We start from the raw sequence: 19,460 nt of genomic DNA on the forward strand, positions 1-19,460 counted from the left end.
TCTGGCGGCTTAGCCTATCGCAACAACATCAAGAAGGTGGTTAACAACATCTTGCTGAGTCACTTGTTCTGCCAACGCGTTGTATGACAGCGCAATTCGGTGTCCGAGCACCATGTTCGCTACCGCTCTAACGTCATCAGGCTCGACATAGCTTCGACCCTGTAACCAAGCATAAGCGCGACTACATTTATCTAAAGCAATAGAAGCACGCGGTGAAGAGCCTACAAGAAGCCAATCTGACAGTGATGATTCTGGGTAACGCTGTGGCTGTCTTGTCGCCATCACGAGGCTGACGATATAATTCTCGACGATGTCCGATACTTCAATCTCTGGCATTTCTTGTCTTGCGGCAAAAACCGAGTCTGTTGAGATAGTGATAATGTCATTGGAGGTGGTGGTTTCAGAATCCGTAGCAACCGATATTGAACGTTCTTCATTTCGCACTAAGCGAATGATGTCTCGTTCTGCCTCGTCCTCGGGATAATCCACCGTCACCTTCATAATGAAGCGGTCCATCTGCGCTTCGGGTAACGGATAGGTACCCTCTTGTTCGATTGGGTTTTGTGTCGCGAGAACCATAAACAGCTCTGGCAACTTATGACTGTCTCCTCCCACTGTCACCGTTCCTTCGGCCATCGCTTCTAACAATGCTGCCTGAACTTTTGCTGGCGCGCGGTTGATCTCATCCGCCAGAACAATGCTGTTGAAGATTGGGCCAGCTTGGAAGTGAAGCTGAGGCTTACCATCCATATCTTGGTAAATTTCAGTACCAGTTACATCGGACGGTAATAAGTCTGGCGTGAACTGAATACGCCCAAAACTTGTATTCAGGCGATCGGCCAATGATTTTATAGAGCGTGTTTTCGCCGTGCCCGGCAAACCCTCAAGCAAGATGTGTCCATTGGTAATCAAGCCAACCACCAGCGCTGTGACCATATGTTGTTGACCGATAACCGATTTACCTACTTCTGTAATCAGGCGGTTAAGTTCTGTTTGTGCTTGATTCATTGGTTCACACCTTTTGATTGCTCGTCTTCGTTAAATGAATGGACCTCAATGTAGCGCTTAATTTTACCTAGCCACTCTATAACTTTTGGTTATAGTGATAATGCTATACGGCCCCTAATAGCGTGATTTTAGCTGCTGTATAACTTCTGGTGGTGCAACTTTGGACAGTTGGCCTAGACATTCAGGTGCGCCTTGGTGTTTGTATTTGAGCATCAAATCGCACTTCGAGAATAAATGCTCTGGGTTTCGGCTCAGTTGATAGGCTTTGTCTACGGCGTTAAGCGCGACATTCAAATTGGCAGTTTCCATAGACAAACCATATACGAACCAATATTGAGGATTGCTTGCCTCTAGCTCGGTAGCTTTTGCCAGTAACTGGCTGGCGGTCGCTTTATCACCCTGTCTTAGTTTTGAAAGCGCAGCACTGTAATGAATGGCTGCCGAGTTTGGCTGATTTTTCATACCTAGCTTGAGTGTTTGGTCTGCCAACTTCTCATCGCCAAGTCCTCGGTAGAGATCGGCAAGATTGATGTAGCTATTTTCAAAATAAGGCTCTATTTCAATGGCCCCTTGGTATTCTGCAATTGCTTGTTGGCTTTTACCCTGTGCCGCGTAGATATTGCCAAGATTGGTTCTTCCAAACCCTCGGTCTGAGTTGTACTCCTGAACTTCTATGTACTCTTTCAAAGGGGCATTTAGTTGGTCTTTTTGGAGTGGGTTTAACTCTCGCCAATATTGAGCCAGAGCACCTGCGGCTTCCGCTCGAACGGCGAGCACTTCATCTTCAAGGAGCGGAGAAATAATCTGCCAGCGCTGCAGAGCCGGATATGGCGCGCTGCCTTGTATCGCGCCAATTCGAATCATAGGTTGCTTGTTTTTCACTGCCCGTCCTAACGCGATCAAACTGTTTTGCCCTTGAAAACCAGCCATTCGTTGCAACGCTGACGCTCGTACAATGGATGGTTGGTTCACATCTTGCGCAATGTAAGAGAGCGCGTCTGCAGCCGCTGGGTGACCAATATCCGCTGCATAGAAAGCTACACCATAGTGTTGAGTATTTTGGTAGTTGGATTTAGGGAACCACTGAGCCAGGGTTTCGCTCGCCCAGTCAGCTTCTTTGTCCTCATGACAGGCAGTACAAACATTCGGTGTGCCGATGTGTTTACTCATATCTGGTCTAGGTATGTGCCAGCTGTGATCTCTTCTCGGATCGACTTCCATGTACGTCGTCTCTGGCATATGACAGGTTGTACATTTGTTAGCCTCTGTTCCTGCTTGGTGGAATGTATGCTTTTCTGGCGTGTATTCAGAGGCAACATGGCACTGAGCACAAACAGCTTCTTCTGGTATTTTGAGCTTTGCGGAATGGGGATCGTGACAATTGGTACAAGTCACACCCTTTTGGGCCATCTTTGATTGTTCAAATGAGCCAAAAACATACACTTCGTCGTAGATCTGACCATCTGAGTGATATAGCTCTGGCGTTAAATTGGAGATTAAGTACCTATCAAATAGATCCCCTTGAACGTGATCATACTGCTCTGACAACTGAACACGGCGACTGTGGCATTGAGCACAAACCTTAACCTGTTGTGTCTCTTTGATGGACTCTGGTTGCAGTGTCGAATAGCCCTCTTGATAAACCCACTCCGAGACCGCTTTGCTTAAATCGCGATCAAAGCCATAATGATTATCTTGAGAAAAGTTGGTGGAATTTTCCTGCTTTGAGAGAGTTACATGCAAGCTGCCTGGTCCATGGCACGCTTCACAACCTACGGTGATTTCTGACCAGGTTGTGTCATAGCGATTCATCGCTTTGTTGTATTTTTTTTCAAGATTCGTTGAGTGACAATCGGCACACATGAAGTTCCAGTTTTGACCAGTGTTAGTCCAATAAAACTCATCATTGATTGTTGTTTCTGGATAGAGGTGATACCAACGTTGCCCACCCTGATCTTTAGCCCTGGAATCCCAAGTAAAGGGGATCAGCTGCACGCGGCCATCATCAAACTCGACCATATATTGCTGAAGGGGGTAATGACCGAAGGTGTACTGGATTTGGTAGTCATAAAATTGACCATCAGGACCTTGGATATTGACCCAAAATTGGTCGTCCTTTTTAAAGAATCGGTTGTCTTTGCCTTTAAACTCAAATACAGCGTTATCGAAATCGCCTAGGACACTGTGCTCTGTTGCGTGGTCCATCGCTCGCTCATGGTCTGAGCCTTTCCATTGCTCAACTTCTTTTTGGTGACACTCAACACAAGCTTCACTGCCCACAAAACTCGCTTTTAAATTGTTTGAGGTCGACATCGTGCCATCACCGCCACGTGCCGTAACGCTCGTGAGCAGTATCACAACCACACTAAACACTCGAACCACTGCGCCCATCTGACATTCCTTTGCTTTGTTGCAAGTTATTGTTATTTCAATAATAACAATAGTCTAGAATCATCACTGAGCAAGGTGAGTTAGTTGATTTGGCTTAGATTTATACAAAAAAAAGAGAGGCGCTTTGCCTCTCTTTTCTTTGACAAATATCGCTACACTTCATTCAAGCCGCATAGCTTTAAAAGTATCGATTCTAGGTCTTGCCACGGCATCAGTTGCGAGTCGATAACCTCAATTCGAGATTCATACCCCTCCAGTGACATTTGATTGACGGAAACCACGCGGTTAGCCACATTGAATGCAAAGCAGCCCTTGTCTGTATTGACCACCGCCTTCACGCGCTCAGCATTTAGATCGCTAAACAGCGAGAATAGCTGGTCGAAATCAAACTTGTGTTCTTCACCGATGATCCATCCACAGCTAAAATAGCCTTGTCCCTGGTTCTCACGACGTATATACGGTTTTTCTGGTGGCAACTCAAATACTGGTTCAAGGTCGCTATGGTCATGATCGTCGTGATGATGACCATATTTAGAAGGCTCTTGTGCTACTTCGCGTCTTTCTATATCAAGTACTTCAAGGGGAAGCTCACCATTTTTAACCAGTTTGTGGAAGATTTTTGCTGGCTCTTGGTCAGTCAGCCAATCATTAAAGACATCAATGTCTTCTGCCGTGCACTGATCGACTTTGTTGCCAATAATGACTTCCGCCGAGGCAAGTTGGTCATTGAAGTTTTTATTCTCTAGATGTCGATCGTCTGACAGGTTACGCGGGTCAACCAACGCAATAGTGGCTCTTAAATCAATATACTTATCATATTGGTCTGACGTCAGCGTTTTAATAACCTGCTTAGGATGTCCCAAACCTGTTGGCTCGATGATCAGGCGATCTGGCTTTTGTCGTAATAGTGCATTGATGCCAACAGACATAGGAACACCCGCCGTACAGCACATGCAGCCACCTGGTACTTCCTTAATCATGGCGCCACCATCTGCCATCATTGCGCCGTCAATGCCAACCTCACCAAACTCATTGACCAAAACTGCCCAGTTTTCATTCTCGGGTTTGTCTTTCAGCAGATTGAGTATCGTTGTGGTCTTACCGACACCTAGAAAGCCGGTGATTATGTTGGTTGGGACTTGATTAGTCATAGTCTTACTCTGTGTTTGCTTTTAAGGAAAGTATAACCGCAAATTATTCAATGATTCTAGAGTGATAGAGAGGAGAGCAAGAAGTGTTCAGGCGTTTACTTTATCGCAGACGACAAAAGGCGCACTTTGCGCGCGCCTTGATCCCTCGTGACTCAATCGTGAGTTTGCGAATCTCTGAACCAAATCGATCGGCTGAGATAAATTACGAGGCAGTAGTATGTGTATGTTGCACATCCAAATTGTAGGTAGGGATTTGAATCCTCCATGTAAGTCGAATATGAACCCTACACTCTAACTATGGTACAGAAACGATAAATTACAAGTTTTGAAGTGTGCCTGACATCACATATGTTGAACGGTGGTTCGAAATTGGAAAGCAAAGCACACGGTCTATGCATAACCTCAATTAGTCGAGTCATTTTCGGTGTATCAGCGAATAGTGAAATACTACTTTTCATTCTTGCCACTGTTGCCAACTTTGTGAAGTCGTATAATTTTACCTTAGGTACCCATCAGTTAAGCCAAAAAGGTTCTTACTACAATGACCAAAAGAGAGAAAATTAAACAGTCGTTACTTGCCCACGTGCCAAAAGAAACGATCAATCAATTTCTCTCTAGAGACAAAACACCGATTTCAGTTCTTCTTCTGTCATGTGTGGTCGGCGTATTTGCTGGGCTCGTTGGAACTCTTTTTGAGCTGGGTGTTCATTTCGTTACCGAAACCCGAACGGATTGGCTAAAAGACGAAATAGGCTCCGTTTTGCCGCTATGGTTACTTGCTTTTCTTATCAGTGCTCTACTCGCGTTCGTCGGTTTTTTTTTGGTCCATAAGTTTGCCCCTGAAGCAGCGGGGTCAGGTATTCCAGAGATCGAAGGCGCGATGGATAATATGCGCCCTGTTCGTTGGTGGCGAGTTTTACCTGTAAAGTTCTTTGGTGGTCTTGGAGCCCTCGGCTCAGGCATGGTATTGGGACGTGAGGGCCCTACCGTTCAAATGGGTGGTAATATTGCCCGTATGGTGACGGATATATTTCGGGTGAAAAACGATGATAGTCGCCATACCCTTCTGGCCTCTGGTGCTGCGGGTGGTCTTGCCGCTGCGTTCAATGCCCCTCTAGCAGGCATTATGTTTGTTGTTGAGGAGATGCGCCCACATTTTCGCTACTCCCTTATCTCTATCAAAGCCGTGTTGATTTCTGCGGTGACGGCAACCATTGTTTTTCGCGCCATCAATGGGCAACACGCGGTCATTACCATGCCGCAATACAACTCGCCTGACCTACAAGTACTATGGCTATTCCTGTTACTTGGGGCCTTGTTTGGTGGATTTGGGGTTGTGTTTAATCGCCTAGTGACGGTATTTCAGGACTTGTTTGTTCGTATTCATAAAAACGACCTAAAGCGTTTCCTTTTCACAGGCTCAATGATTGGCGGTACGTTTGGCTTATTGCTACTGTATGTACCAGAACTTACTGGCGGGGGCATAGGTTTAATCCCCGAAATAACCAACGGGAGTTTTAGTGCTCAAGTCTTGATACTTCTCTTCATCGGACGGGTTCTGACAACGCTTATCTGTTTTGGCTCGGGTGCGCCTGGCGGTATATTTGCGCCAATGTTGGCGCTTGGTACTTCCTTTGGTTACGCTTTTGGCCTAGTCGCACATACCCTTTTCCCAGAGCTTCCCATAGAGCCGGGAGTGTTCGCTATCGCAGGAATGGGAGCGCTATTTGCTGCCACTGTGCGTGCGCCAATCACAGGAATTTTGTTGGTTATCGAAATGACCAATAACTATCACTTGATATTACCTTTGATCATCACAGCGGTTGGCGCTACCATCGTCGCCCAGATGCTTGGTGGCCAACCTATCTATAGCCAACTTCTACATCGCACCATTAAAAACGAAAAACTCCAGCAAGTTGATCTACCTAGAAAAGAGTGAATTTAATCATACTGTAAGATGTTTCATGGTTACGTGATCTAGAAAAGCATGTATAATTAGACGGCTAGACTGCTAAAAAATAAGCAGCCATTGGATATGGAATTTCAAGAGAGCCCCCTGTGACAATAAGCTTTGCTCCCCTTAAACGTCTTACCCAGTTTCATAATGTACCGACTTCTCAAGCCTCCTTGGCGCTTGGTATGATCGGCTTAGGGCATGCTTGGGCGCTGTATATTCCTGAAATAGGTAAACAGATTCAGCCTATATTAGCGGCATTAGGCGCTATTCTACTGCTACCGGTATTAATCAAATACCTACTGAATAGACATATCTTCTCGGCGGATATTAAGAATCCCTTAACAGGTAGTTTGATGGCGCCAATGAGCATGGCGCTCTTAATTCTCTGTGACTACCTCGCGGTTATTCAACCAATCGTAGCCTATCCCCTCTGGTTTGCCGCATTAACACTTCATGTATCGATGGCTGTGTTATTTTTCTTCCACCAAATAAAAAACTTCCGAATGTCGAATATAGTGCCTAGTTGGTTTCTCTATCCAGTGGGCCTAATCAGTAGTTCATTGGCTGGAACACAATTTGGGCACACCGTTTACTCGGAAACTATTGCATCAGTTTGTATTACTATTTACTTTTTTATGTTGCCGCTTGTTCTATACCGTTTGGTATTCGAAGGGATGCTAAGAAAACGGGCAAGACCCACTTTGGCCATTATGGCAGCTCCGATCAACCTCACATTATCTGCATACTTAGTCAATTTTCCCGAACCTGATCCTATACTCACTGGGGCGTTAGCTGGTATCGCCATCACAATGACTATGCTGATCTATTTGTGCTACTTCCGATTACTGAAGCTCAAATTCCAGCCTTCAATAGCAGCAATTACGTTTCCCTCAGTCATTAGTTCTATTGCGATGCATAGACTTACCACGTTTTTTGAAGCCGAGCACCCACATTGGCACTGGCTACATAATTTTGGATTTCTCGAACTGACTGTGGCCACGTTAGCAGTGGTTTGGGTGAGTGTAGGATTTGTAAAAATGTACTGGCCTGAGCTTGGTAGAAGTAGCTAATATTTTGTGATACAAATATCAATAATGAGGTAGGAGCGTAAATTTTTCAATCACTTAGACCCCCAACAGGTATAAGCAAAATAAACATAATCCCATAGAATATAGTTCATTTTGCAAACAGAACCAAAAAATAAAATATTCACTAATGACAGCAGCTCGTTTGTCGGCAATAAATAAGTGCATCGGCCGACATATGATTTCAATTACATAGAGAATAACTGCTATGCACTTAACTCAGATTAAAAAGTCTCTCCCAGAATTTATTACTAAAAAGCATGAGCATTTTATTGCGGACAGGATCAGCTCGAATACAGAAAATCATCCTGTTGTTTGTGGCGGTCGACCAACTAGCAACGATGTTGTAATGCAAACAAATGACTACCTTTGCCTGCATGACCACTACGAAATTCAAGAAGCTCATATTCAGGGAATACGCGAAACCAAAGAAAGCTTACTCATGTCCGGTGTTTATTTGCTGGGCGAAGAAAAAGAGAGTGACTTCGAATCGAAATTGGCGCGTCATGTTGGGTTCGAAAGCTGCTTAGTTGCTCAGTCAGGCTGGACTGCGAATGTAAACCTTCTGCAAGCTATCTGCGACAAAGATACAAACGTCTACGTTGATTTCTTTGCCCATGCTTCATTGTGGGAAGGGGCACGCATTGCAGGGGCCAAGGTGCACATGTTTATGCACAACAATATCAAGCACCTGAAGCGTCAAATATCGAGAAACGGCAGCGGAATCATTCTTGTAGATTCTATTTACAGTACCGTTGGCACGGTTGCTCCACTGGTGGATCTCGTTTCGCTTGCCTACGAGTTTGATTGTGCCTTGGTCGTTGACGAATCTCATTCGCTAGGAACCCATGGTCCACGAGGGGCTGGTCTCGTTGCCGAGCTGGGGCTTACCGAGCATGTTGATTACATTACCGCGAGTCTCGCTAAAACATATGCCTATCGCGCTGGTGTTATTTTAGCCAATGAGAAAACCAACTATTGCGTGCCAATGGTCGCTTTTCCGGCAATTTTTAGTTCAACAATGCTGCCTTACGAACTCGCTCGACTAAGCAAAACACACGACGTCATCGTAAGCTCTGAGAAGAGACGACAAACACTCAACGAGAACGCTCAATACCTAAATAAGGAACTGCGTTCCATTGGCTTTGCCATTCAAAGTGAATCGCAAATCATAGGTTTGGAAACTGGTGATGTAGAAAACACGATTAAAGTAAGAAACTACTTTGAGGAAAACGGTGTGTTTGGCTCAGTGTTTGCCCCACCAGCGACACCTAACAATAAGCACATACTAAGATTATCCATCAATGCGATGCACACTAAGCAGGATCTCGATAAAGTCATAGAGGTTTGCCGATCAGCTTGGCTGAACAACGACCTTATCTTCTATTAAGATATAAAAACGCCTACATCAATGTAGGCGTTTTCTTCTTTGTTAATCCAGTCCCTTTACAGTCGTAGTTCAACTACAACCAAGTCGCTACTTTATCAATTAACTCATCTTTGGGCGTTGGCTTAACAATATAATCATTCATACCACTTTGGTTGATCTGAACGACAGTTTCTTCGCTTTTATCACCGGTATAACCAACGATTGGAACCGATGAGTAAGGCATGTTTGACTCACGAATTTTCCGAGTCGCAGATAAACCATCGAGTACTGGCATCTCTACATCCATAAGAATTAAGTGGACGTCTTCTTCATCGAGAACATCTAGGGCGACCTGCCCGTTTTCAGCTTGTATTACATGTAAGCCTTGTTTTTCAAGCATAATACTAGTAATCGAGCGCAATGAGTGGTTGTCATCGACAATCATGACTGTTTTCTTAGTAGAGATTTCATTATAAGCCTGTTCAGGTTCATCATCTTCTAAAGAATCAAACAATAGGTAGTCTAACGTAGCCAATGGTTGGCTAATGAACGTTTCCCTGCTATTGAGAACGATATTGACATATCGTTGGAAATAAAGGTTACGAGTAGCATCCTCTTCGTTGAGGAACACAATCCTAGCCTCAGTGAATCCCAACTTACCTTCAAGGCGTGACATTAACGACCAGCCATTGCTATTAAACTCGCCATCTATAAGTATCAAACTATATTCAAAGTGATGTTCATCTCTCTCACAAGCATCCTCTAAACTCACAAACTCGACTTTCATCTGAGTGATGCCTTGCAGTTTTATAAGCTCAGTTGCAACATCTGATTTTTCATCTCCGATAAATAGCACAGATTTTGCTTTGACCAGCTCAGTTTTGATATTTTTTACCGCTGTCGAGGAATAATTAGGGAAACACAACTCAAACTCCGTCCATTCACCAACACTTGAACGACAGACTATCGTGCCGCCAAATGAACGCATTACCTTCTTACAAAAAGACAACCCTAAACCAAACGTGCCGTTTTTTCCCGTGGTATAAAAATCATCAAATATATTTTTTATAAGCTCAGGCTCAATCCCAATACCCGTATCTCTAAATAAGATACTATTGCCATTCTCAGTCGCCTTGGAGCTAATCACAATGTTGAACTTACCCGCTCCTCGATGTCGGAAAGAGTTCTTTAAGAGGTTATATACAACATACTTTAAAAGTGTGTCACTCCCGAAATAGCTAAAATCTTCCTTAATATCGAAGAAAACTAGCCTTTTATCAGCTGCATTTTTATAACTGAAACTATCAACCGCATTATCTACAATCGACTTGGCATTCAACTTACAAAACGTTGAAGTCGACACTCTATTTTGATCTATTGATGTCAGCAATAAGTCTATGGTTTCGTTACCCGTCCAAATTGCTTTCATAGAATCATCAATAATATCATTGAGTATTTGTATTTCTTGTGCATTTAGTTGATATGTATTTCTGTAGGACGAGTTACCACTTGGTATGATGCTCTTAATCACTTCAAATGAAGACAACAATGCACTTAGTGGGTTTCGCATTTCATGGGCAATACCTGCACCAAACGATCTGGCAACAGTAAATTTAGCTTCATGTTCTGTTTGGTTTCGAAAATAAAACAGATTGCCAAATAAATACGTAAACGCGAAGATAGGCAAATATACCAGATGGTCAGAAAAGTTCACACCGTCAGGTAAATTAAAATGGGCAAATATAGCCGCGCACATTACACAGATTAACGCCTGCAATAGCATAACTCTAGTATCATAAACCAAGAGAATATGCAGAAATATAGATGACATAAATGATAATACCCATACATCATTCCAGCCATTCATAAACATCATGTAGGAGAAGAAAAAAGGAAGACAAAAACCTATGGAAACTAGGTAATAATATGGAACCACCTTCTTTAATCTATTGGTCATCACGCCACGAAATGCTAAAACGAAAACCGCTAACGAGCAGAGCAGTCTCAGCCATAAGTTTTCGTAGGGCTGAGGATAGAGCGTATCCCATACCCAATAGTATACAGGGTAACCAAGCCCACCCATCACCACGACCAGAGTCGTATTAGGCTCAGCATAACTGTAGATTTTTTGAATTCTGTTCATTTCAACCTAGTCCAACTATCAGATCAGCACACCAGGGCGAGGTATTGTTTTGTTTTGATCGTCCATGGTCTAACTGGCTAATTTCTTAGCAAATCCTTTATGTAATCAATAGTATGAACGAAAAGCAGTGACAAATACAACAACGCCCTCTGAAATTAGAGGGCGTCTAAAGCTTTTTATTTACAATCGAGAGATTTAGCGCAAACCATGCAGAAACTCATGGCGTGTTGCAGGATTTGATTTGAAAATACCGCCAAGCGCTGTTGTTGTTGTCTCACTCGTTGCGTCCATAACGCCACGAGATTTCACGCAGTAGTGTACCGCATCCATCGTTACCGCAACGTCATCGGTTTCTAGCAAGGTTTGTAGCGCGACTAAAATTTGTTGCGTCATGCGTTCTTGCACTTGAGGGCGCTGAGCGAAAAATCTGACGATTCGATTGATTTTCGATAGGCCGATGATCTTGCCGCGTGGGATGTAAGCGACAGCTGCTTTACCATCGATAGTCACTAAGTGATGTTCACAGGTACTGGTCACAGTAATGTCTTTTACTCGCACCATTTCACTGACATCCATCTTGTTTTCGATGACGGTGATTTTTGGGAAGTTACTGTAATCTAGGCCTGAAAAAATCTCATCCACGTACATCTTAGCAATGCGATGTGGCGTCTCCATCAAACTATCATCCGCAAGGTCAAGTTGAAGGAGGGTCAAGATCTCACGCATGTGATGCTCGATACGCTCTTTCTTTTCTTCTCTTGTTACTTCATTCGGCAACATTGGGGTTTCCAGTCCACGTTCTGACAACGCTTCTTTCACCAATTTTGCTGACTCTCTTAAACCTGACATCTTACTTCCTCGCACTAACTCCCGTAAGGGGAGACAAGGATACTCGGATTTACACGCAATTACACCCACAAATTCCGTATTGCTTTGTATCCGCTATGATTTGGAGCAACATTTAGCTGCTTTTATCCAAAGGGATAAGCCTCTCATCCATTAAAGTGTGTTAGAGTCGAATGGTTTTATTGAATCAATCAGGATGACTTATCTTATGGGTTGCTGCGACGCACCAGGCTTAATGCCTATCGAAGAAGCATTGGATAAAATGCTCACTCCAATCACCCCTATTTCTGACACCCTAACCCTTCCGCTAGCTGAAGCATTAGGCTATGTACTGGCTGAAGACATTCTGTCACCTATTAATGTTCCACCGTTTGATAACTCAGCAATGGATGGATACGCCATTCGCTTGAGCGATCTCGAGCAAAATACCACCATGCCTATGGTCGGAAAATCATTTGCTGGCGCTCCCTTCGAAGGTGAGTGGCCTGCATTAACAACTGTACGCATCATGACCGGGGCGAAAATCCCTGAAGGTTGTGACGCAGTCATCATGCAAGAGAACACCAGTGTAGAAGGTGACAACATCACGTTTTCTCAGCCTAGTGTCAAAGCTAACATGAACATTCGCCCTACCGGCGATGATATTTGTGCCAACGACATTGTGCTAAAGAAAGGTGCTCGTTTAACCGCTCGTGATATTCCTATGATAGCCACACTTGGCATCAGTCATATTAGTGTCTATCGCAAACCAAAAGTCGCGTTCTTTTCAACCGGTGATGAGCTCAAGCCTTTAGGCACCGAACTCGAAGCAGGTCAAATATACGACAGCAACCGATACGGTATTAAGCCACTCATTGAAAACTTTGGTTGCGAAGCCATTGACCTAGGTATCATCCCTGATTGTCAGGACACACTTAAAGCGACATTCGAGCAAGCTCAACAACAAGCAGATGTTGTCATTACGTCAGGTGGTGTGAGCGTTGGCGAAGCAGATTACACTAAAGACATTCTTGAAGAACTTGGTCAAATTGGCTTCTGGAAACTTGCTATTAAGCCTGGTAAACCATTCGCGTTCGGTGAACTTGATAATGCTTGGTTCTGCGGTTTACCTGGCAACCCTGTATCAGCCGTATTGACTATGTATGTACTGGTACAGCCACTCATTGCAAAGCTTGCAGGCAACACAGAGTGGAAACAGCCTGAATCGATCCCTGCGACAACCCGCAGCGCATTTAAAAAAGCACCGGGTAGAACAGACTACCAACGTGGTATCTATACTATTGAGAATGGTCAGTTCGTCGTAGAAACAACGGGTAACCAAAGTTCAGGTGCGTTCCGTTCGATGAGCCTTGCTAACTGCTTTGTCGTGCTTGAAAGAGAGCGTGGCTCAATCGAAGTTGGTGAAACGGTCCAGATTCAACTGTTCAACCCTACGCTTTACTAAGAGGTGACCTTGGATATTCTCTCTGATGAAGAGATGCTTCGATACAATCGGCAGATCATTCTCAAGAACTTCGATTTTGATGGACAAGAAGCGCTTAAACAGTCTTCAATCTTAATTATTGGAGCTGGCGGATTAGGTTGCGCAGCAAGTCAGTACCTCGCTACTGCAGGTGTTGGCACCATCACCTTAGTCGATGATGATAAAGTGGAGGTGTCGAACCTTCAGCGTCAAGTCCTCCACTCTGACGAGACGGTAGGACAAAACAAAGTAGACTCCGCCAAACTATCACTGTGTAAACTCAACCCCTTCATCACTGTCAATACAGTCGCTAAGCGACTGAGCGATAAAGAGCTTGAGCAGCAAATCCTTCAGCATTCATTGGTTTTAGATGCAACAGACAATGTTGAGACACGAAATCAACTTAACCGTCTTTGTTATCAGCATAAAAAACCTTTGGTGTGTGGTGCGGCTATCCGCATGGAAGGACAAGTGTCGGTATTTACCTACCAAGATGATGCTTTGCCCTGCTATGCGTGTTTGAGCGCTCTATTTGGCGACACGAGCCTGAGCTGTGTTGAAGCTGGCGTGATGTCTCCAATAGTCGGTATTATCGGAGCGACACAAGCGCTCGAAGCCATTAAGGTACTTGCGAACTATGGTCAACCAAAGATCGGAAAGCTGATGTTGTTTGATGGCCTTACCTTAACTTGGCGTGAAATGGGGCTTCCTAAGTCCAAATCCTGCCAAGTTTGTGGTTAAGCTTGTAAACCAGTGACGGAGTGAGCAAATGAAACCGTTGACCATCGCTATTACGCTACTCTTAGCCGGCGTCGGTCTTTTGGTACTTTTGCTCACTTTTCAATCCTCTGATGATAACCAAACTATCACCGCAACGGTGCAAAGCCACGTCCTAACTCAGTCACTTGATGGCAATCGCCATTACATGGTAGTTATTTTTGATGATGGCACCTCAACTCGACTCCTAGCCAATGCCCTATCTCTTTGCCCTGTCGGCGATAAAGTCGTACTGAGCGCTTCCTCATCGTGGGGAGATTCAACCACCTATCAGTTGGACCATTGCGTACCTAAATAGTGTTTTACACCTAGACACTTGCGTTTTTTGCCTGCATGCTGAAACAGCATAATAGTGGAACAAAACAATAATAAGGAACGGCACATGACAGATACCCTCATCTCTCCGCAGTGGTTAAAAACGCAACTAGATAACAATCCAGATACCATTGTTTTAGACGCCAGTATTGAATTCCAAATCCCGCTCGAACCCAATAAAGATAAGAGTGGAGTCATTCCAACCGCCCAGCGCTTTGATTACGACAATGAGTTCTGTGACCCGCAAGCATCACTACCCCACATGATGCCGTCTGAAGCGCGTTTCAATGAACTCGCAGGTAACCTCGGAATTACGCCAGAAAGCACCATTGTCGTCTACGACAACTCAGGAACATTTGCCTCACCTCGTGCATGGTGGATGTTGAAATCTCTCGGTCTTAAGCACGTGCATGTCTTGTCCGGTGGTCTACCAGCATGGAAGGCGGCGGGTTATTCTGTTGATGAAAACTACAGTGCGCGAAACACCTCTACACTATCGCAACCCATTGATGGCAACTATTTCATCGCCGCTGAGCAAGTGTTGCAATACTCAGATAACAAGTGCGCACGTATCGTTGACGCTCGTTCACTAGCACGCTTCAAAGGCGAAACTCCCGAACCGCGTGAGGGAATCCGTAGCGGTCACATTCCAAACTCGGTGTGCCTACCGTTTGCAGAATTAATGGAGGAAGGTACTCTCAAACCCCTTGAAGAGCTTGCTCCATTGTTTTCGTCTATCAGTGCAAGCAAGCGTGAACATCTAGTGTTTAGTTGTGGGTCGGGTGTGACAGCGTGTATTTTGGCGCTAGGAGCGTACTTGTGTGGCTACACTAACTTGTCTGTGTACGACGGGTCATGGACCGAGTGGGGTCAGCGCACTGACCTACCGGTCCAACTTTAACATAGAGAAGAAATAGCCTTCATATAAAACAACGCCCCACTTATATGTTGGGGCGTTCCAATAAAAAACCTTCGTTTGTCTAGCCTGTGTAAGCGCCACTTGAGTAATGCAACTCATAACTGTGAGAGTAAATCTCTAGAATATTGCCAAACGGGTCTTCCATGTAGATCATGCGATAAGGCTTCTCTCCCGGATAGTAGTAGCGAGGCTCTTTCATTCTTCGTTTGCCACCAGCAGCTACTATTTTGTCCGCTAGCCCCTCCACGTCTGGGTCTTGTACACAGAAATGGAATATTCCGGTTTTCCAATACTCGAAGTTATCCTCTGGGTTTTCTTGATTATCGAACTGGAATAACTCGACACCAATGCGATCACCTGTCGACATATGAGCGATACGGAAGTGCTTCCACCCTGCCCCAAATACGTCGGTACACATTACTCCTATTGCGGAATCATCTTCAGTGACATCGGTTGGTGGCATGATCAAGTACCAGCCTAAAACCTCAGTGTAGAATTTCACAGCAGCTTCCAAGTCGGGCACTGATATTCCGATATGGCTAAAAGTACGTGGATAGGTGGGATTTGTGTTGGGTGAAATCATGAGTGGTGTCCCTCTCTCTCGTTGAGAATAAGATACTTCTGATGGATTCGTTGTTATTTATCATATACTCTTCAGACAATAAGGATTTGTTATCAATGTGAGTGTATGATTAACACAACTTGGCTTAATACGTTTAAAACTCTAGTAGAGATTGGTCACTTTACCCAGACTGCAGAAAAGCTGTTTATGACTCAGCCAGGTGTGAGTCAGCACATTAAAAAGCTCGAAGCGAGTCTCAATGCGGAACTGATCACAAGAGAAGGGAAAACATTCGAACTGACGGAGCAAGGGCGACTGGTTTATAACTACGCATGTGACCTAGCCAAGCAAGAAGCCTCACTACTTGAAAAGCTCAAATACGATGACCCTGAATCAGGAAATCTCAGCTTTTCTGCCTCAGGTGCAATAAGCACTGCGTTGTACCCAAAATTGCTCCGTCTACAAACTCAATACCCTGGTTTGCGTGTCAATATTGAAGCAGCTCCAAACAGGCGAGTAATAGAGAGCGTCACCAACGGAACGATAGACTCTGGCATCGTTACCGCGGTACCCCAACATCCAGACTTGTCCTCGGAGTATTTGGGGCAGCTTGAGTTATGTCTGATTGGCTCCAAAGCCTCCGTGTCTAACCTTAGTCCGCGTGACGCGCTTGAGCAGTTGGGCGTGATTGACCACCCAGATGCTCAGTACTACTTACAAAAGCTATTTGATCAGAGCGGGCTCGAAGAACTCGAAGAGGCTGAGTGGCAGGATTTTAGAAAAGTCAGCTATATCAACCAACATAGCCAAATTCTGCAGCCTGTTTCGATGGGAATTGGAGTTACCGTCTTGCCTAAGGTCGCTATCGAATACTCAGAGTACAAGGATAAAGTCGACATTTGGCCAACCGCAGAGTTGGTGAGTGAACCGCTATACTTTGTGAAGAAGAAACGTAAACAGCTGGCGGCGCGTTATTCGTTTCTTCTTGAGGTCATTAAAGAGACGGAGTTTTCCTAATCGCCTTTTGTGGTGTCTGGCAGGCTTAGCATTTGTTCGTCAAGGTTAAGCACTGTCAGCGCGTTACTAACGCTTGTTGCAACAACATCCACGACGCCCGTGCGAAGCGCACCCAGCAATGCCATTGGTTTGCTGTTTTCAGAAGCAATGGCGATGACTTCTGAAATGCGGCGGAACTCTTCAAGCCCTAATCCAATGACACGATCACTCATCACTGTGTTGGCTGCTCTGCCCTGAATGTCGAAGAAATCATAGCCTGCAAAATCACCAACAACCCCTTGATTCAACCGCGATTGAACCACTTCATCCGTAGTAAACCATCCTAGATCCACCATATAACTGTTCTCGCTCATATCGCCCACACCAACAATTGCCACATCCGCTTTGCGTGCCAAGTCGAGAGTTTGCTTGACCGTAGCGTTTTGCATAAACACCATTTTCTGGTCTCTATTTTCAGCGTACGCCGGCGCATAAAGCGTTTCTGACGTTCCCCCGTACTTTTTCGCCAGTTGTCGACAAATATGATCGGCGTTAAAGCGTCCGCCCCTTGGATGAATGCCTCCGATTCCGCAAACAAACTTACAATCACGGGGAGAAATCACCCCCATATGATGCGCGACTGCAGAGACATTCCTACCCTGACCTACGGTAACAACTGTTCCGCCACGTAAGGTTTGAGCAAGGTAGTTCGAAACCAAACCGCCCACTTGAGTTCGCTGCGACTCTTCATCTGGCTGGTCGAGAGCGATAAGCGCCCGCTTAATACCAAATCGCTCAATCAGGCGCTGTTCTATCTTGGCACTGTATACTGGGTGATACTTCACCGTGATCTCTACAATGCCTTCGTCTCTCGCCTGTTTGAGTAATCGTCCTATCTTTGCTCGCGATACCCCAAACTTTTTGGAAATCTCTTCTTGTGTCGCCCCATCTTGATAATAAGCCACCGCGATTTCGGTCAATAAATCGTTGCTGGTTTCGTTGCTTTCGTTTTTCATCGGCTGTACTACTCCGCGATTCTATTCAGGCGAGCATTGGCTCACATATCAATCATTTGCTCAATGATAACCTTACCGTACCATTCGCTCAATAGCGTGACATTTTCTCAGCTGCATTTTTAACCATTGAAATTCTCCTCTAGCCCCTGCTAGCACTGATTTTCAGTTGCAATTCGGGTCACGCTAACAAAAACCAAAAATAACCCATGGAATACGAATTTTTGTACCAGTATTTGGTTGACATTATTTCTGCATAGGGTAAATATGAATCCAACATTTACTCAGGAGTGACGCAAATGTTCACTACAATCTGCGCACTCTGTACTGCAAAAATTTAAAGCGGATCGATAGTCGACTGAAACTTTGAACCGCTGAGCAACATTTGTATTTAGAGCCTTAGTCTCAAATTCTCTGCCCTCAAGAATAGGAACGAACCGATGAGCAACAAATTAGAGCAACTTCGCAAACTAACAACTGTCGTTGCAGACACTGGTGATATCGAAGCAATTCGCAAGTACCAACCACAAGATGCAACTACTAACCCTTCTCTGATTTTGAAAGCGGCGCAGATCGAAGAGTATGCACCTCTCATTGACCAAGCGATTGAGTACGCGAAATCTCAAAGTGACGACAAAGCACAACAAGTGCAAGATACGTGTGACATGCTAGCGGTTAACATCGGTAAAGAAATTCTAAAGACGATTCCTGGTCGCATTTCAACAGAAGTTGACGCGCGTCTTTCTTACGACATGGAAGGCAGCGTAGCGAAAGCACGTCAGCTAATGAAAATGTACAACGATGCTGGTATCGCAAATGACCGCATCCTTATCAAGCTAGCTTCTACTTGGGAAGGCATTCGTGCTGCAGAGATCCTAGAAAAAGAAGGCATCAACTGTAACCTAACGCTTCTATTCTCATTTGCTCAGGCACGTGCATGTGCTGAAGCGGGCGTTTTCCTAATTTCTCCTTTCGTTGGCCGCATCATGGACTGGTATAAAGCGAAAGAAGGTCGCGACTTTGAAGCATCAGAAGATCCAGGCGTGATTTCAGTAACAGGTATCTACAACTACTACAAAGACCATGGCTACAACACAGTAGTAATGGGCGCAAGCTTCCGTAACACAGGTGAAATCCTTGAGCTTGCTGGTTGTGACCGTCTAACTATCAGTCCACAACTGCTTGCAGAGCTTGAAGAAGCGGAAGGCGAAGTCGTTGAGAAACTGGTTGACTCTAAAGGCTCTAAAGAGCGCCCAGCTGCAATGACTCACGCAGAGTTCCTATGGGAGCACAACCAAGACCCTATGGCGGTAGAGAAGCTAGCAGAGGGCATCCGCAACTTCGCTATCGACCAAGGCAAACTAGAAGCTATGATCGAAGCTAAGCTTTAATCAGCACAGATATTCAGAGGGGAACGTTTGCGTTCCCCTCTTCAATTCTCTCTCTTTAAAATCTATTTTTTCGGA

At 44.8% G+C, this 19,460-nt stretch carries 16 protein-coding genes; 9 read left to right on the forward strand and 7 right to left on the reverse strand.

Translation table 11 applies throughout. The features are described from left to right. Nucleotides 1–9 precede the first annotated feature (9 nt). The 3 genes from LY387_RS16955 to LY387_RS16965 form a co-directional block, all read right to left on the reverse strand. Nucleotides 10–1,008: an AAA family ATPase gene (locus LY387_RS16955; RefSeq protein ID WP_234496943.1), complete on the reverse strand. Its 999-nt coding sequence runs from the start codon at nucleotides 1,006–1,008 to the stop codon at nucleotides 10–12. A gap of 114 nt (nucleotides 1,009–1,122) precedes the next feature. Continuing rightward, entirely contained in the window at nucleotides 1,123–3,399 is a 2,277-nt protein-coding gene (locus LY387_RS16960) for a multiheme c-type cytochrome (RefSeq protein WP_234496944.1), read from the reverse strand. A gap of 152 nt (nucleotides 3,400–3,551) precedes the next feature. Then, nucleotides 3,552–4,550: a CobW family GTP-binding protein gene (locus LY387_RS16965; RefSeq protein WP_234496945.1), complete on the reverse strand. Its 999-nt coding sequence runs from the start codon at nucleotides 4,548–4,550 to the stop codon at nucleotides 3,552–3,554. Nucleotides 4,551–5,091: 541 nt separating this feature from the next. Here LY387_RS16965 and clcA point away from each other — a divergent pair. The 3 genes from clcA (at nucleotide 5,092) to cqsA (ending at nucleotide 8,982) form a co-directional block, all read left to right on the forward strand. Beyond that, on the forward strand, nucleotides 5,092–6,489 hold the full coding sequence (clcA, locus tag LY387_RS16970; protein ID WP_234496946.1) for a H(+)/Cl(-) exchange transporter ClcA: 1,398 nt from the start codon (nucleotides 5,092–5,094) through the stop codon (nucleotides 6,487–6,489). A 200-nt stretch (nucleotides 6,490–6,689) separates the two neighbouring features. Beyond that, nucleotides 6,690–7,577, forward strand: a complete 888-nt coding sequence (locus LY387_RS16975) for a TDT family transporter (RefSeq protein WP_234497861.1) — start codon at nucleotides 6,690–6,692, stop codon at nucleotides 7,575–7,577. Nucleotides 7,578–7,800: 223 nt separating this feature from the next. Beyond that, nucleotides 7,801–8,982 carry an alpha-hydroxyketone-type quorum-sensing autoinducer synthase gene (gene cqsA / locus LY387_RS16980; RefSeq protein ID WP_042471269.1) on the forward strand — a complete coding sequence of 394 codons (1,182 nt, stop codon included), beginning with the start codon at nucleotides 7,801–7,803 and terminating at the stop codon, nucleotides 8,980–8,982. A 73-nt stretch (nucleotides 8,983–9,055) separates the two neighbouring features. Here the strand turns inward: cqsA and LY387_RS16985 are convergent, their stop codons facing one another. Further along, on the reverse strand, nucleotides 9,056–11,104 hold the full coding sequence (locus LY387_RS16985) for a hybrid sensor histidine kinase/response regulator (RefSeq protein WP_234496947.1): 2,049 nt from the start codon (nucleotides 11,102–11,104) through the stop codon (nucleotides 9,056–9,058). A 195-nt stretch (nucleotides 11,105–11,299) separates the two neighbouring features. Next, on the reverse strand, nucleotides 11,300–11,953 hold the full coding sequence (gene folE / locus LY387_RS16990; RefSeq protein ID WP_234496948.1) for a GTP cyclohydrolase I FolE: 654 nt from the start codon (nucleotides 11,951–11,953) through the stop codon (nucleotides 11,300–11,302). Nucleotides 11,954–12,158: 205 nt separating this feature from the next. Between folE and moeA the strand changes: the two genes are divergently transcribed. The 4 genes from moeA to LY387_RS17010 all read left to right on the forward strand — a co-directional run bounded on the left by moeA (nucleotide 12,159) and on the right by LY387_RS17010 (nucleotide 15,405). Next, nucleotides 12,159–13,394 (forward strand): molybdopterin molybdotransferase MoeA, encoded by a 1,236-nt coding sequence (gene moeA / locus LY387_RS16995; protein ID WP_234497862.1) that lies wholly within the window; start codon nucleotides 12,159–12,161, stop codon nucleotides 13,392–13,394. 9 nt (nucleotides 13,395–13,403) lie between these two features. Next, complete coding sequence (moeB, locus tag LY387_RS17000; RefSeq protein ID WP_234496949.1) at nucleotides 13,404–14,153, forward strand: molybdopterin-synthase adenylyltransferase MoeB; 750 nt, start codon at nucleotides 13,404–13,406, stop codon at nucleotides 14,151–14,153. Between the two features lie 28 nt (nucleotides 14,154–14,181). Continuing rightward, nucleotides 14,182–14,487, forward strand: coding sequence for a hypothetical protein (locus LY387_RS17005; protein WP_234496950.1), 306 nt, complete (start codon nucleotides 14,182–14,184; stop codon nucleotides 14,485–14,487). 84 nt (nucleotides 14,488–14,571) lie between these two features. Continuing rightward, nucleotides 14,572–15,405, forward strand: coding sequence for a sulfurtransferase (locus LY387_RS17010; protein ID WP_234496951.1), 834 nt, complete (start codon nucleotides 14,572–14,574; stop codon nucleotides 15,403–15,405). A 79-nt stretch (nucleotides 15,406–15,484) separates the two neighbouring features. Here the strand turns inward: LY387_RS17010 and LY387_RS17015 are convergent, their stop codons facing one another. Further along, nucleotides 15,485–16,006 carry a lactoylglutathione lyase family protein gene (locus LY387_RS17015; RefSeq protein ID WP_234496952.1) on the reverse strand — a complete coding sequence of 174 codons (522 nt, stop codon included), beginning with the start codon at nucleotides 16,004–16,006 and terminating at the stop codon, nucleotides 15,485–15,487. 105 nt (nucleotides 16,007–16,111) lie between these two features. Here LY387_RS17015 and LY387_RS17020 point away from each other — a divergent pair, with 105 nt between their 5' ends. Further along, entirely contained in the window at nucleotides 16,112–17,002 is an 891-nt protein-coding gene (locus tag LY387_RS17020) for a LysR family transcriptional regulator (protein WP_234496953.1), read from the forward strand. Here LY387_RS17020 and LY387_RS17025 read toward each other — a convergent pair. Beyond that, entirely contained in the window at nucleotides 16,999–17,997 is a 999-nt protein-coding gene (locus tag LY387_RS17025; RefSeq protein WP_234496954.1) for a sugar-binding transcriptional regulator, read from the reverse strand. The two genes, LY387_RS17020 and LY387_RS17025, sit on opposite strands and share 4 nt — an antisense overlap. Before the next feature lie 437 nt (nucleotides 17,998–18,434). On the opposite strand from LY387_RS17025, the gene tal reads away from it, so the two are divergent. Further along, nucleotides 18,435–19,385 (forward strand): transaldolase, encoded by a 951-nt coding sequence (gene tal, locus LY387_RS17030; RefSeq protein WP_042471254.1) that lies wholly within the window; start codon nucleotides 18,435–18,437, stop codon nucleotides 19,383–19,385. Nucleotides 19,386–19,460: the final 75 nt, after the last annotated feature.

The sequence above is a fragment of the Vibrio maritimus genome, assembly GCF_021441885.1.
In the GTDB taxonomy this organism is placed as follows: Bacteria; Pseudomonadota; Gammaproteobacteria; order Enterobacterales; family Vibrionaceae; genus Vibrio; species Vibrio maritimus_B.